Source organism: Phycisphaeraceae bacterium, assembly GCA_019636675.1.
GTDB lineage: Bacteria > Planctomycetota > Phycisphaerae > Phycisphaerales > UBA1924 > JAHBXC01.
Map to the genome: position 1 here is coordinate 1247841 of JAHBXC010000001.1, position 13459 is coordinate 1261299.

A 13459-nucleotide genomic window follows, 5' to 3' on the forward strand; every position below is an offset into this window, starting at 1 on the left:
CGACGATGTTCGGGAGTAGGCCCTCGCGGCGGTCTGCATCCCGGCGATCCCTGCACTCACGCCGCGACGAACGCAGACCACGATGAAGCCCCCCTTCGACATCGCCGCCGACCTGGACACGCCCGTCTCCGCGTACCGCAAACTCGCGCACGCCGGGTTCGAGCCCTCCTTCCTCCTCGAGAGCGTCGAGGGCGGCGCGCGCCTGGCGCGGTATTCGTTCCTCGGGCTCGGGCGCGCCGTCACGCTCACGATGTCCGAGAACGCGCTGACCATCAACGGCGAGGCGCGTCCCTCCCCCTCCTCACGCGCCGAACTGCTCGACGCGCTGCGCCACGCGCTCGAGCGTTCTCCGACGCTCGAGCCCGACGCGGGAGGGCTTCCCTTCACCGGCGGGCTCGTCGGCGCGACCGGCTACGACGCCGTGCGCCGCTTCGAGCGCCTGCCTTCGCACGCGCAGTCTGATCCGTCGGCGCTGTGGGCGTCGTATGTCGCGCCGCGCTCCGTGCTCGTGTTCGACCACTTCACCCGGCGCGTCGCGCTCCTGCACGCCGGACCGGACTGGGAGCGCCAGTCGCTGCGGCGCGAGATCATCCACGCCCTGCGAGGCGCCCACCCCGCCTCCCCCACGCGCTCGGGACACGCGCCGCCCACGCCTTCCCTTTCGCGCGACGAGTTCCTCCGGCGCGTCGAGACGATCCAACGGCACATCGTCGACGGCGATGTCTTCCAACTCGTCCTCTCCGTCCGCTTCGAGGGCGAGCACCGTTCCGACCCGTTCGAGGTCTACCGCGCGCTGCGCCTGCTCAACCCCTCGTCCTACATGTACTACCTCGACCTGCCCGGCGCAGCGCCCGATCGCGCACTGCGCGTCGTCGGCTCGTCCCCCGAAGCGCTCGTCAAACTCCAGCGCGGCGTCGCGCACCTCCGCCCCATCGCCGGCACGCGCCCACGGGGCGACGACGACGCGAGCGACCTGACGCACGAGCGCGAACTCCTCGCCGATCCGAAAGAGGCCGCCGAGCATGTGATGCTCGTGGACCTGGCCCGCAACGACCTGGGGCGCGTCGCGAAGCCGGGCACGATCAGGGTCGACCCGTACCGCGTGATCGAGCGCTACAGCCATGTGATGCACATCGTCTCTGGCGTCAGCGGCGAACTCGACGAGGGCTTCGACATGTTCGACCTCTTCGCCGCCGCGTTCCCGGCCGGCACGCTCGTCGGAGCCCCCAAGGTCCGCGCGATGGAGATCATCGACGCGCTCGAGCCGGTGCGGAGAGGTCTCTACGGCGGCACGGTGGGCTATTTCTCCAAGTCCGGCGACATGGACCAGGCCATCTGCATCCGCACGCTCGTCTTCGACGACGGCAGATACGCCTATCAGGCGGGCGCCGGGATCGTGGCCGACTCGAAACCCGACGCGGAGCACGACGAGGTCCGCGCGAAGGTCGGCGCCCTCGAAGCGGCGCTGCGCCTGGCGGAGGAGGGCCTGTGATGCCGCCGCGCGTGCTGATGATCGACAACTACGACTCGTTCACCTTCAACCTGGTGCAGTTGCTGCGCGAACTCGGCGCCGCGGTGACGACCGTTCGTAACGACGAGATCACCGTCGCGCAGGCGCTTGAGAAGTCGCCGACGCATGTCGTCGTCTCGCCCGGGCCCGGCCACCCCCGCGACGCGGGGATCAGCATGGGGGTCATCGAGGCCTTCGCGGGGCGCGCGCCGATCCTTGGCGTGTGCCTCGGGCACCAGGCGATCTGCGAGGTCTACGGCGCCCCGGTCCGCCACGCGTCGCGTCTCATGCACGGCAAGCCGTCGATGATCACCCACGACGCGAAGGGTGTGTATCAAGGCATGCCCGATCGCGTCGAGGTCGGACGGTACCACTCGCTGGCCGCGTTTGAGGCGGAACTGCCGGCGTGCCTCCTCGCGTCCTCGCGCAGCGACGACGGCGAACTGATGGGCGTTCGCCACGTCGACTTGCCGATCGAGGGCGTGCAGTTCCACCCCGAGAGCGTGCTGACGCCGCTTGGGAAGACGATGCTGGAGAACTTCCTGCGATGCTGAGCGCGACCCTCGACCAACTGCTGCGAAGGGAGAGTCTGTCGGAAGCGCAGGCGTCGGACCTGCTGCGCGCGCTCGCGACCGAGGACATCGAGCCCGCGATCGCCGGCGCGCTGCTGGCGGCTCTGCGCGCGAAGGGCGAGACGCCCGAGGAAGTCCGAGGGTTCGCCCGCGCGATGCGCGACCTCGCGGTGCGCCCCGCGCTGCCCGAAGACCTGCGCTCGCGCGCGTGCGACCTGGTCGGCACCGGGGGCGACGGCTCGCACACCTTCAACGTCAGCACCGGCGCGGCCCTGCTCGCGGCGGCGTGCGGGCTGCCGGTCGTGAAGCACGGGAATCGGTCGATCTCGTCGAAGAGCGGCGCCGCCGACCTGCTCGAACAACTCGGCCTGCCCGTGCCGCTGCGCGACGGCTCGCAGGGCGAGTGCCTGACGCGCACGAACTTCTGCTTCCTCTTCGCGCCGGCCTATCACCCCGCGGCGGCGCGCGTCGCGCCGGTGCGCCGAGCGCTGGGCGTGCGCACCGTGTTCAACATGCTCGGGCCCCTCACCAACCCGGCGCAGCCCCCCTTCGGCGTCATCGGCGCGTTCTCGCTCGACGCGGCGCGCCTCATGGCCGACGCGATCAGCGGGCTGCCGATCGAGCGCGTCTTCGTCGTCCACGGGGCCCCCGCCTGGGACGAGCCCACCCCCGTCGGTGAGTTCCATCTCTTCGATGTCCGCCCCGGACGCGTGAGGCACGAGGCTCGCGATCCTTCCACGGTCGGGCTGTCGCGATGCGCCGAAGCCGATCTGAAAGGCGGCGACTCCTCGCACAACGCCGATGCGCTTCGACGGGTCTTCCACGGCGAGAAGTCCGCGCACCGCGACGCGGTCTGCCTCTCGTGCGCCCTCGCGCTCGAGGCGAGCGGCGTGGCGAACAGTCTCCGCGAAGGCATCGATATCGCTCGCTCGTCGCTCGACGACGGGCGCGCGGCCCGCCTGCTGGATACCCTCGCCGGCGTCGGTCGCGACGCGAAAGGAGACGCGGCGTGAGCGTTCGTGATTTCCTCGCCGAGATGGGCGTGTCGTCGCGCGAGCGGGCCGACATGGGGCGCCCTCGCGCAGAACTGCTGGATCTCGTGCGCGACCTGCCTCCAGCGCGCTCAGTCGAAAGAACCCCGTTCGGCCTGATCGCCGAGATCAAACTCGCGTCGCCCAGCGAGGGGCGCCTGTCGCACGCGACCGACGACGCGGCCCATGTCGCGGCGCAGGCGCGCGCGTACTCGCGCGTCGGGGCGTCGGCGATCAGCGTGCTGACCGAGCCGAGCGCGTTCGGGGGCGACCTCGGTCACCTGGCCGCTGCCAGCGACACGGCGCACACGCCCACGATGCGCAAAGACTTCCTCGTCGACCCGATCCAACTCCTCGAAGCGCGCGTGCACGGCGCGTCGGGCGCGCTGCTGATCGCGCGGATGCTCGACGACGCGCTGCTCGAGCGGATGCTGGACGAAGCGGCGGCGCTCGGGCTGTTCGTGCTGCTGGAGTGCTTCGACGAGCGCGACTGCGAGCGGGCGTGCCTGGCGCTCGATGGTCGACCGACGACGCCCGAGGTGATGACCGGGATCAACACGCGTGATCTTTCGACGCTGGAGGTGCGCGAGGACCGGCTGGCGACGCTGGTGCACGCGCTGCCCCGGGATCGCAGGCGCGTGGCCGAATCCGGGCTGCGCACGCCCGACGACGCCGCGAGGGCGGCGGCGATGGGGTACGACCTCGCGCTGGTAGGCACCGCGTTGATGCGCGCGAACGATCCGGCGTCCCTCGCACGCGCGATGCTGGACGCTGGGAGCAACGCCTCACTCGCTCGAAGAGACCAGCCGGGCGCGCTGTGGCGCGAGACGCCGGGAGAGGAACCATGAACCGGATCCGAGTGAAAGTCTGCGGCCTCACCACGCCCGAAGCGGTGGACGCCGCGGTTCGCGCCGGGGCCGACGCGATTGGCGTCGTGCTTGCGGAGTCGCCCCGTCGAGTGACGCTCGATCGGGCCGCGGAACTGCTGTCGCGCGTGCCGGCGTTCGTCGCTCGCGTAGGTGTGCTGCGGCATCCGAGCGAGGACGAGGTGATCGACGCGCTGGAAGCGCTGCCGCTGGATCTGGTGCAGACGGACGCCGAGGACTTCGGCGAGGGGGCCGAGTGCGTGCCGGTCGCGATGCGCCTGCCGGTGGTGCGCGAGGGGGAGGCGTTCGAGAAGCGTCTGCGGGCGACGCTGGACGAGTGCCGCACGGCATTGGTCGAAGGCGCACGCTCGGGGGTGGGCGAGCGCATCGCGCTCGACGCGATCGAATCGCTGCCGGAGCAGTCGCGATCCCGGATCGTGCTCGCGGGGGGGCTGTCGCCGACGAATGTGGGCGAGGTCATCCGTCGCGTGAAACCGTTCGGCGTCGATGTCTCCAGCGGCGTCGAGCGTTCTCCCGGCCAGAAAGACACACGACTCATCCACGACTTCCTCCTCGCGGTGCGCGAGACGGAGCGAGCCCTGCCATGACGATGACGCTTGCGCGAGAACTCAGCCCCCCCACCGATGCGCGCGCCGAACTCGCGCGCCTGCTCGACGGCTCGTACCCCGACGCGAACGGGCGCTACGGGCCATTCGGGGGTCGTTTCGTGCCGGAAACGCTGATGCCGGCGATCACGCGCCTGGAATCCGCGGCGAAGGCGGCGTTCACCGAACCGGCGTTCCTCGACGAGATCGCGCGCGAGGGGCGCGCGTGGATCGGTCGTCCCACGCCGATGTGCTTCGCGCCGAACCTGAGCCGCGAGTGGGGCGCCGAGGTGTGGCTGAAGCGCGAGGACCTGGCGCACACCGGCGCGCACAAGATCAACAACGCGCTGGGGCAGGCGCTGCTGGCCAAGCGCATCGGCGCAACGCGGATCATCGCGGAGACGGGCGCCGGCCAGCACGGCGTCGCGTCGGCGGCGGCGTGCGCGCGCGTCGGCCTGCCCTGCATCGTGTACATGGGCGCCGTCGATGTGGAGCGCCAGGCGCCCAATGTCATGCGCATGAAGCGGCTGGGCGCCGAGGTGCGTCCCGTGGAGAGCGGCGATCGCACGCTGCGCGCCGCGATCGACGAGGCGCTGCGCGACTGGGTGAGCGACCCGGATCGCACGCATTACCTGCTCGGGTCGGCGGTTGGGCCGCACCCGTTCCCGTGGATCGTGCGGACGCTGCAGAGCGTGATCGGGCGCGAGTCGCGCGAGCAGATACTGAAGGAAGCGGGCGCGCTGCCCGACGCGGTGCTCGCGTGCGTGGGCGGCGGGAGCAACGCGATCGGCATGTTCCACGGGTTCCTGGCCGATGAATCGGTGCGCATCGTGGGCGTCGAGGCGGGCGGGCGCGGGCCGACCCCCGGAGAGAACAGCGCGACGATCGCGACGGGTTCGCCGGGCGTGCTGCACGGGTGCTACTCGCTGCTGCTGCAGGACGACGACGGGCAGGTGAGCAAGAGCCACTCGATCAGCGCCGGGCTCGATTATCCGGGCGTCGGCCCCGAGCACGCGTTCCTGCGCTGGTGCGGGCGCGTCGGGTACATCAGCGCGACGGACCGCGAGGCGCTGGACGCGCTCGACGACTGCTGCCGCCTCGAGGGCATCCTGCCCGCGATGGAGCCGAGCCACGCGCTGGCGGGCGTGAAGAAACTCGCGCAGGAGCGCCCCGGATCGCGTCTGCTCGTGAATCTGTGCGGGCGCGGCGACAAGGACATGCCGATCCTGCTGAAGAACCCGCCGCGAGATCGCTCGAAGGGAGATGCGCAATGAGCACCGGCGCAGCATCCATCGCTGAGTCGATTGCGCGAGCCCGTGACGCGCAGGGCATCGCCCTCGTCGCCTATCTGTGCGCCGGTCACCCCACGAAGGCCCGGTTCCGTGATCTGCTGCGCGAGGTCGCGTCGGAGGCGGATGTCGTCGAGGTGGGCGTGCCCTTCTCCGATCCGATGGCCGACGGCATGACGATCCAGGACGCCAGCCGCGTCGCGCTCGAGCAGGGGACATCGCTCGCGTGGATTCTTGACGAACTTCGCGCCATGAAGGGCGACCTCGGCGCGCCGGTCGTGCTGATGGGGTACCTGAACCCGTTCGTGCGTTTCGGGATCGATCGCTTCGCGCTCGCCGCGAACGAGGCGGGCGTCGCGGGGCTGATCGTGCCCGATCTGCCCTTCGAGGAGAGCGCGAGCGTGCGCGCGGCCCTGGACGCCAAGGGCGTCGCGCTGGTGAACATGGTCACGCCGGTCACGCCGCCGGATCGCGCGCGCGATCTCGCGAGCACGACGGGTGGGTTCCTCTACGCCGTCACCGTCACGGGCGTGACGGGCGGGACCGGGGGGAAGAACGCGGCGGGCGATCCCGTCGCGTACCTCCGCACGCTCCGTGGCGCCTCCGACGCGCCGGTGTGCGCGGGCTTCGGCATCCGCTCGAAGGCGCAGGTCGACGCGCTGCGCGGCGTGTGCGACGGCGCGGTCGTCGGCTCGGCGCTGATTGAGGCGATCACGCGGGGCGAAGACCCCGGCGCGTTCCTGCGCTCGCTGCGGGCGTAGCGCTCACCGGACCGGCAGGACATCGCGGTACACCCCGTGGCAGCGGGTGCAGGCGGCGGCGAGTCGCCCGTACTGCGCGCTGGCGGCGGGCGCGTTGTTCGCGTCGAGCGCGTCGCGCAGGAGCGATGCAAAGAGCGCCGCGTCGCGGAGTTCGTGGCGGTAGGCCTCGTCGTCGATGTCTGGCTTTGTCGCCGCGGCGAGCGCGCCGAGCTCGCTGGCGATGCGATCGGCGGCGTCTCGTGGGTCGTCGTGGTCGGCGCGTTCCCAGTCGCGACCTCGCGCCGGGACGAGCGAGCGCCACGCGCGATCGATCCGCGACATGGCGTTGGCGGTGTCGTTGGGCGATGCGTCGGCGAGGAGCATCGCCGGGTTGGTGAGGTCCGCGGCGGTCGCAGGCCTGGCGTCGCGGACGCTCGCGAAGAGCGCGCGGTTGGAGGGCGCCGCCCGGGCCTGGAGCATCATGGTGACCGCGTCGTTCGTGGATCGTTCGCCGAGGGTGATGAAGGCGAGAGCGACCGCCGCCGCGGCGCGGTCGCGCCCGGTCTCGCAGGTGACCAGCAGCGGGCGCGGCAGGTCTCTGACAGCGCGGGCGACGCGCAGGCGTGTCGGCTCGTCGACTCCCGAGTAGCGCAGCGGGACATGGGCGACGAGGATCGCGCGGCGCTCGGCCTCGCCCTCGTCGGGCGCCCACGCCTCGACGCTGAGCACGGATCGGACGCCCGCTTCCTCCAGCAGGTCGAGCGAGTGCGCGTCGTAGGGGGACCTCGCGACGAGCACCCCGGGCGCGAGCTCTCGCACTGCGCCGAATCCGGCGCGTTCGAGGGCCCCGGCGACCGTCTCCGGCTCGTGCGTCACGAAGGCGACCGGCGACATCGCCGGCGTCGGGTCGGGCGCCGGCTCGCCGAACCACTTGGGCGCGAGCGTGAAGAGCACGACGATGTAGCCAACGAGCACGACGAGGAGCGCGGCGCCCTCGGCCCGCGAGATGCGCGCGCCGGTCAGCATGATCGGCAGCAGCGCGATCGCGAGGAGGATCATGAGCGGGGCGTCGAGCCAGAGCACCTGCTCGTTCACCGCCGGGGGGCGGATGAGCGAGGTGACGCCCAGGATGCACGCGATGTTGAAGATATTCGATCCGAGGATGTTTCCGATCGCGATGTCGGACTGTTTACGGATCGCGGCGACGACGGAGGTCGCGAGTTCGGGCATGGAGGTCCCTCCCGCGATGATGGTGAGCGCGATGGCGAGCTCTGACACGCCCAGCGAGCGTGCGATGCTCGACGCCGAGTCGATCAGCAGCTTGGAGGAGCCGGTGAGGATGAGCAGGCCCACGACGACGAGCCCGATGTTGAAGAGCGTGCTCTGGCGGAGGCGTTTCGCGGGCGGCGCATCGGGGGCGGGGCGGTCGGCGACGTGCGCGTCGGGCAGCGAGCTCGCGACCTCTTCGAAGGTGTTGGGGTCGCGCCTGCCGTAGATGTAGCCGCGGACCAGGTGGATCGCGAGCAGCGAGAGAAACACGACGCCCTCCCACCGGGAGACGATGCTGCCGGTGTAGGCGAACACCCACGCCAGCAGCGACAGCCCGATGACGACCCAGGCCTCGGCCTTGACGAGTTTGGTCTGCACCGGCGTGGGGCGGATCAGCGAGGCCACGCCGAGGATGAGGGCGATGTTGAGGATGTTGGAGCCGACCACGTTGCCGATGTTGATATCGGGTTTGTTCTTGAGGGCGGCGCCGATGCCGGCGGCCAGCTCGGGGGCGGAGGTCCCGAACCCGACGATCGTGAGCCCGACGAAGAACGAGGACACGCCCATGCGCAGGGCGAGGACGACGGCGCCGCGGACGAGCGCTTCGGCCCCCAGCGTGAGGAGCACCAGCGAGACGACGAGCAGGAGCAGGTCGAGGAGCAAGGGAGAGGTCCGATCCGGGAGTGTGAGCGTTGTGCGAAGTGGGTCCGGGGCATGGTATCGCGAAGGGCGACGGGGCGGTCTCGCGAACTACACTCCGGTCATGTTCGCCCGGATCGCGTTGCTGACGGTGTTCGCGCTGCTCATCGGTGTGCCTCTGGCCCTGCGCCCGGAGCGGGTCGTCGAGCCCCAGAACGCCTCGCGCCTGATCGTGATCACCCCCCATTCCGAGCAGATACGGTCGGAGTTCGGGCGAGCGTTCGCGCTGTGGCACCAGCGCGAGCACGGGGAGGCGGTGTATGTCGACTTCCGCGCGCCGGGGGGGACGGCGGAGATCCAGAACCTGCTGCGCGCCGAGTTCCGGGCCGCGGCCCGGACCGGGCGCGTCCGTCCGGACGGCTCGGCGGATCGCGGCGCGATGTCCTACGACCTGCTCTTCGGCGGCGGGTCGTACGAGCACGACCTGCTGCGTCGGGGCGTGGAGGTCGTGTTCCCGGGAGGCGCGCGCGCGACGCTCCCGATCAGCGAGCCCGCGGGGTTCAGCGACGAGCAGATGGTCGAGTGGTTCGGGGACAACATCATCGGGCCGGGCCCGATCTCGGACCCCGAGCAGTACTGGATCGGCTCGGCGCTCACGAGTTTCGGCATCGTCTTCAGCCGCGACCTGCTGCGCATGATGGACCTTCCCGATCCGACCGACTGGGAGGCCCTCACCGACCATCGCTACGCCGGGTGGCTGGCGATGACCGACCCGCGTCAGAGCGGGAGCGTGACGACGACCTACGACGCGATCCTCTCGCACTACGGGTGGGAGAAGGGCTGGCGCGTGCTGCGCGCGATGTGCGCCAACGCGCGCACCTTCGGCGACTCGTCGCAGAAGGCGCCGATCGAGGTCAGCATGGGCGAGGCGGCGGCGGGGCTGTCGATCGGCTTCTACGGTCGCTACCAGAGCCAGGCGGTGCTTCCCCCGGGTGCGCCGCTGGAATCGAGCCGCGTGGGGTTCATCGACCCGCCGGGCATGACCTACATCGACTCGGACCCGATCTCGATCATCCGCGGCGGGCCGAGCCCGGTGCTCGCGCGCCGGTTCATCGAGTTCGTGCTGACCGACGAGGGCCAGGCGCTGTGGCAGTTCCCCTCGCGCCGTCGCGCGGGAGAGTCGCCCGACGGTCTGGGCCCGGTCGAGCACGAACTGCGCCGGATGCCTGCGCGCCCTGATTTCTACGACACGTATCGCGAGCGATTCGTCGACAGGGAGCTCTCCCCGTTCACGGTCGTGACGAAGACTCCCGTGAAGGGCTGGCGCAGCATGATCGCGCCGCTCATGGCGTCGTCGTCGATCGACATCCACCACGAGCAGCGTGCGGCGTGGGACGCGATCGCGCGCGTGCGCGCCGCCGGGGCGCCCGAGTCTGTGATCGCGGCGATGGAAGACGAGTTCTTCGCAATGCCGATGCACGAGCTGCGCGACGGGACGCGCCTGCTGGTCAACGAGGAGAACTTCCGGCGCGTGCGCGACGACTGGCGCGATGCGGCGCGGGCCGCGGAACACTCCATCGTCTATACCGCGTTCTTCCGCGCGCAGTACCGGAAGGTGCGCGCGATGGCGGGCGAGGCGCTGGCGCAATGAGCGACGCCGGCAACGAACCGGCGCCTGTGCGTCTCGACCTGAAGACGGACGAGGGGCTGACCGTCGAGTGGGCGGACGGGGCGGTGTCGTTCTACCCGATCGCGCATCTGCGGCGGATGTCGCCCAGCGCCGAGGCGCGCGAGACGCGCAAGCAGATCCAGAGCAACCCGCTGACGGTGCTGAAGCCGTCGTCGGGGGGCCCGCTGCGCGCCGTGTCGGCGGAGCTCGTGGGCAACTACGCGATCCGGATCGTCTTCAGCGACGGGCACAAGACGGGGATCTATTCGTGGGGGTATCTGCGGAGCATCGATCCGGGAGGGCACGAGGCATGAGGCACGGAACCTTGGTGCCATCACACGAGCGCAGCGAGTGTGATGTGAACTGGCGCCAGCTCGCACTACACTCGCTGCGCTCGTGTAGTGGCACCGGGGATTGAGGAAAACCGGGGATTGAGGAAACATGACCATCCGTGGCGCCCGCTGCGCGTGCACCACGCCACCCCAGGTTTACTCGCTCACGCGAACTTGCAGACGTGCCAGTTCTTTTTGCCGCGGCGGAGGAGGATCACTTCTCCGTGCAGCAGGTGGTCGCGGGTGAGGCGGGTGTCCATCGCGGCCTTCGTCTCGCCGTTGACTGTCACGCCGCCGCCTTTGACGAACTCGCGCGCCTGGGACTTGCTCGAGGCGAGGCCGGTCTCGGCGAGGGCGTCGAGGATCGACCAGCCGTCGGCTTCGAGGATCGAGAAGGCGTGGTCGCTGCTGGGCGCCGCGGCGAAGACCTCGCGCAGCGTGGCGGCGTCGAGGTGGGCCACCTCGCCGGAGAACAGCGCCTCGGCGGCGGCGTTCGCGCGGGCGACGGCGTCTTTGCCGTGGACGAGTCCGGTCACGGAATCGGCCAGCGCGCGCTGCGCGACGCGTTTCTCGGGCGCCGCGCCGTGCGCAGCGACGAGGCGCTCGATGTCGGCCTTCGGCAGGAAGGTGAACATCTTGAGGAAGCGCTCGACATCGGCGTCGGCGGTGTTGAGCCAGAACTGGTGGAACGCGTAGGGCGAGGTGCGGTGGGCGCTCAGCCAGACCGCGCCGGCCTCGGACTTGCCGAACTTCCCGCCGTCGGACTTGGTGACAAGGGGGGCGGTGAAGGCGAAGGCGTTTTCAGAAAGCGACGAGTCCCGATGGGCTTCGATAGACAATTCTAACTTCTGACTAATCAGCCACCGCTCAGTCTCATGATGAGACTGAGCGGGGTCACTCAGGGATACCCAATCAAGTCCAAGCTCTTGGCACTTGAGCCGTGTCTCATTCATGCTGAAGTGAAATTGTCTCGCAGTACCCGACATCTTCAGGCCAACGAGCACCCGTTCGATTGCCGCGATAATATTGTCAGCCTCGTTCGCTCTCTCGTTCCCGACTTTGCGAATCAGGTCGCTACCGCCAATGATGTTCCCCCACTGGTCACTCCCGCCGCACTGGACGGTGACGCCCATCTCGCGCGCGAGGTGGAGGAAGTCGTAGCTCTGGAGGATCTGGTAGGAGAACTCGGTGAACGAGATGCCCTGCTCGCGCGATTCGAGGCGTGACTTCACGGAGTCCTTCTGCATCATGACATTGACGCTGAAGTGCTTGCCGACCTCGCGCAGGACCCAGAGGAAGGACTTGTCCTTCCACCAGTCGAGGTTGTTCACGATGGTCACGGTGTCGCCGAGGATTCGCGTGAAGATCTCGCGCTGGCTGGCGATGTTGGCGTCGACCTGCGCGTCGGTCATCAGGGTGCGTTCGGCGGATTTGCCGGAGGGATCGCCGATGCGTCCCGTGGCGCCGCCCATGAGGACGATGGGCGTGTGCCCGTGGCGCTGCACGTGGCGCAGGACGGTGATGGGGACAAGGTTGCCGATGGTGAGCGAGTCGGCGGTTGGATCGAAGCCGGCGTAGACCTTGCGCCCGCCGGTGGCGAAGTGCTCTTTCAGCGCGTTCTCATCGGTGGCCTGGTGGAGCAGGCCTCGCCAGCGGAGCTCGCTGAGCAGGTCGGGGAAGCCGGTTGTCTCGCTCGGGTGCGGCATGGGGTTGAGGATAGGGTCGGGCGCGCCGCAACGCGTGCACGCCGTGGCACGCCCTGCGGGCAGACCACGCCACCCCGTGTCTCAGTTGCCGCCGGGGCCGGGGAGTCGCCAGTCGCGGTCGTAGGCGAGGGGCGCCCATCGGCGCATGTCGGTCATGTCGTCCCAGGTGAGGTTCTCGGCGTGGCCGTCGAGGTAGACGGTGACGGCCTGCTTCTTGGCGACGGGGAAGGCGCCGAACCAGCCGGTCTGGGCGCTGACGCCTGCGCGGGTGGGCGTGCGGAACTGGAAGGCGCTCCAGGACTGCTGTGCCTGCGCGGTGTAGGGCGGCTCGACGTAGAAGTATCCGTCGCGGAAGCCCTCGGTCTGGATGTTGCTCGCGGCGCTGGTGAAGGCCATGAGCGACGCGGGGCGCGGTGCGCGGTCGAGCCGGGCGACGAAGAACTCGGGCCCGAAGGTGGCGATGTAGGGGTTGGGTCGGTTCGCGGGCTGCTCGTAGAACTCGCGCCGGCCGGCGATGTAGTAGCTGTTAAGCCCGAAGCCGGTGAAGACACTCGCGCGGTAGAGCGAGACATCGGCGCTGCCCAGGCGCTCGGCGCTGTTGACCTCGGCGAGGATGGCGCTGTCGCGGATGAGGGTTGGGAAGGAGAAGTCGAGGTAGGGTCCGAGACGCCAGATCCAGCGAGACGCGTCGACGCCCTCTGGCTCGGCGCCGCTGGGCAGAACGGACCGCGCGGCGCGGACGGCTTCGGGGAAACGGTTGCTGTTGATGTTGGCCGGGAGCAGGTAGTTCTTGTGGTCGGTCGCGAAGGCGATGTAGGCGGCGCCGGTCTGGCGCCCGTCGGCGGCTTCGGCGGCGAGCTTGGCGCTCTCACGCGTGGCGCTGAGGGTGGGGATGAGGATGCCGATGAGCAGCGCGATGATGCCGACGACGACGAGCAGCTCGAGGAGAGTGAAGGCGTCTCGGGCGCGGGTTGTGCCGCGGGTGTGCCGGCGGCGTCGTGCGGCGTGCATGGGGGTCATCGTTCCTGTGCGCATCGTCGTGTTCCAGACGAGGGTTCGGGAAATCGGCGTCGGGGCCGTCCCGCGGCTTGTTGAGACTGATTCTCAACGGTATCCTTCGGCGAAGCATTCGTCCTGCCAGACGCGAATGATTCTTGCCTGCCAGTCGGACTTTCTCGCCCGGAGAAGCGAGAAATCGTGTGGCTGGCTGCCAGACTTCCCGTGAGGGAGA

12 protein-coding genes are annotated in these 13459 nt (G+C 69.9%); 9 read left to right on the plus strand and 3 right to left on the minus strand.

Annotated features, from left to right (window positions below; all coding sequences use genetic code 11):
• The first annotated feature begins 82 nt into the window (after nucleotides 1–82).
• Genes KF684_05380 through trpA form a run of 7 tightly spaced genes read left to right on the plus strand, consistent with a single transcriptional unit; the run spans nucleotide 83 to nucleotide 6634 of the window.
• A complete protein-coding gene (locus KF684_05380; GenBank protein MBX3352345.1) occupies nucleotides 83–1492 on the plus strand; it encodes an anthranilate synthase component I family protein in 1410 nt (469 codons plus the stop codon).
• Nucleotides 1492–2064, plus strand: a complete 573-nt coding sequence (locus KF684_05385) for an aminodeoxychorismate/anthranilate synthase component II (protein ID MBX3352346.1) — start codon at nucleotides 1492–1494, stop codon at nucleotides 2062–2064. The genes KF684_05380 and KF684_05385 overlap by 1 nt, the downstream gene beginning before the upstream one ends.
• Complete coding sequence (gene trpD, locus KF684_05390; GenBank protein MBX3352347.1) at nucleotides 2058–3095, plus strand: anthranilate phosphoribosyltransferase; 1038 nt, start codon at nucleotides 2058–2060, stop codon at nucleotides 3093–3095. Before KF684_05385 ends, trpD begins: the two co-directional genes overlap by 7 nt.
• Complete coding sequence (locus KF684_05395; GenBank protein MBX3352348.1) at nucleotides 3092–3961, plus strand: indole-3-glycerol-phosphate synthase; 870 nt, start codon at nucleotides 3092–3094, stop codon at nucleotides 3959–3961. Before trpD ends, KF684_05395 begins: the two co-directional genes overlap by 4 nt.
• Nucleotides 3958–4587: a phosphoribosylanthranilate isomerase gene (locus KF684_05400; protein MBX3352349.1), complete on the plus strand. Its 630-nt coding sequence runs from the start codon at nucleotides 3958–3960 to the stop codon at nucleotides 4585–4587. The genes KF684_05395 and KF684_05400 overlap by 4 nt, the downstream gene beginning before the upstream one ends.
• 2 nt (nucleotides 4588–4589) lie before the next feature.
• Complete coding sequence (trpB, locus tag KF684_05405) at nucleotides 4590–5858, plus strand: tryptophan synthase subunit beta (protein ID MBX3352350.1); 1269 nt, start codon at nucleotides 4590–4592, stop codon at nucleotides 5856–5858.
• On the plus strand, nucleotides 5855–6634 hold the full coding sequence (gene trpA, locus KF684_05410; protein MBX3352351.1) for a tryptophan synthase subunit alpha: 780 nt from the start codon (nucleotides 5855–5857) through the stop codon (nucleotides 6632–6634). Before trpB ends, trpA begins: the two co-directional genes overlap by 4 nt.
• A gap of 3 nt (nucleotides 6635–6637) precedes the next feature.
• Here trpA and KF684_05415 read toward each other — a convergent pair whose 3' ends face one another.
• On the minus strand, nucleotides 6638–8545 hold the full coding sequence (locus KF684_05415; GenBank protein ID MBX3352352.1) for a calcium/sodium antiporter: 1908 nt from the start codon (nucleotides 8543–8545) through the stop codon (nucleotides 6638–6640).
• A gap of 100 nt (nucleotides 8546–8645) precedes the next feature.
• Here KF684_05415 and KF684_05420 point away from each other — a divergent pair, with 100 nt between their 5' ends.
• The gene (locus KF684_05420; protein MBX3352353.1) at nucleotides 8646–10172 is read left to right on the plus strand and encodes an ABC transporter substrate-binding protein; all 1527 of its coding nucleotides are present in this window, start codon (nucleotides 8646–8648) and stop codon (nucleotides 10170–10172) included.
• Complete coding sequence (locus KF684_05425) at nucleotides 10169–10504, plus strand: DUF971 domain-containing protein (protein ID MBX3352354.1); 336 nt, start codon at nucleotides 10169–10171, stop codon at nucleotides 10502–10504. Before KF684_05420 ends, KF684_05425 begins: the two co-directional genes overlap by 4 nt.
• 182 nt (nucleotides 10505–10686) lie before the next feature.
• Here the strand turns inward: KF684_05425 and KF684_05430 are convergent, their stop codons facing one another.
• Both KF684_05430 and KF684_05435 read right to left on the minus strand, forming a co-directional pair.
• A complete protein-coding gene (locus tag KF684_05430) occupies nucleotides 10687–12228 on the minus strand; it encodes a tyrosine--tRNA ligase (GenBank protein MBX3352355.1) in 1542 nt (513 codons plus the stop codon).
• A gap of 81 nt (nucleotides 12229–12309) precedes the next feature.
• Nucleotides 12310–13239: a prepilin-type N-terminal cleavage/methylation domain-containing protein gene (locus tag KF684_05435; GenBank protein MBX3352356.1), complete on the minus strand. Its 930-nt coding sequence runs from the start codon at nucleotides 13237–13239 to the stop codon at nucleotides 12310–12312.
• Nucleotides 13240–13459: the final 220 nt, after the last annotated feature.

What these genes read in the sequence shown, in the direction of transcription:
- KF684_05380 (MBX3352345.1), top strand. Translation starts at nt 83, where the DNA reads ATGAAGCCCCCCTTCGACATCGCCGCCGACCTGGACACGCCCGTCTCC.
- KF684_05385 (MBX3352346.1), top strand. Translation starts at nt 1,492, where the DNA reads ATGCCGCCGCGCGTGCTGATGATCGACAACTACGACTCGTTCACCTTC.
- trpD (MBX3352347.1), top strand. Translation starts at nt 2,058, where the DNA reads ATGCTGAGCGCGACCCTCGACCAACTGCTGCGAAGGGAGAGTCTGTCG.
- KF684_05400 (MBX3352349.1), top strand. Translation starts at nt 3,958, where the DNA reads ATGAACCGGATCCGAGTGAAAGTCTGCGGCCTCACCACGCCCGAAGCG.
- trpB (MBX3352350.1), top strand. Translation starts at nt 4,590, where the DNA reads ATGACGCTTGCGCGAGAACTCAGCCCCCCCACCGATGCGCGCGCCGAA.
- trpA (MBX3352351.1), top strand. Translation starts at nt 5,855, where the DNA reads ATGAGCACCGGCGCAGCATCCATCGCTGAGTCGATTGCGCGAGCCCGT.
- KF684_05420 (MBX3352353.1), top strand. Translation starts at nt 8,646, where the DNA reads ATGTTCGCCCGGATCGCGTTGCTGACGGTGTTCGCGCTGCTCATCGGT.
- KF684_05425 (MBX3352354.1), top strand. Translation starts at nt 10,169, where the DNA reads ATGAGCGACGCCGGCAACGAACCGGCGCCTGTGCGTCTCGACCTGAAG.
- KF684_05430 (MBX3352355.1), bottom strand. Translation starts at nt 12,228, where the DNA reads ATGCCGCACCCGAGCGAGACAACCGGCTTCCCCGACCTGCTCAGCGAG.
- KF684_05435 (MBX3352356.1), bottom strand. Translation starts at nt 13,239, where the DNA reads ATGCACGCCGCACGACGCCGCCGGCACACCCGCGGCACAACCCGCGCC.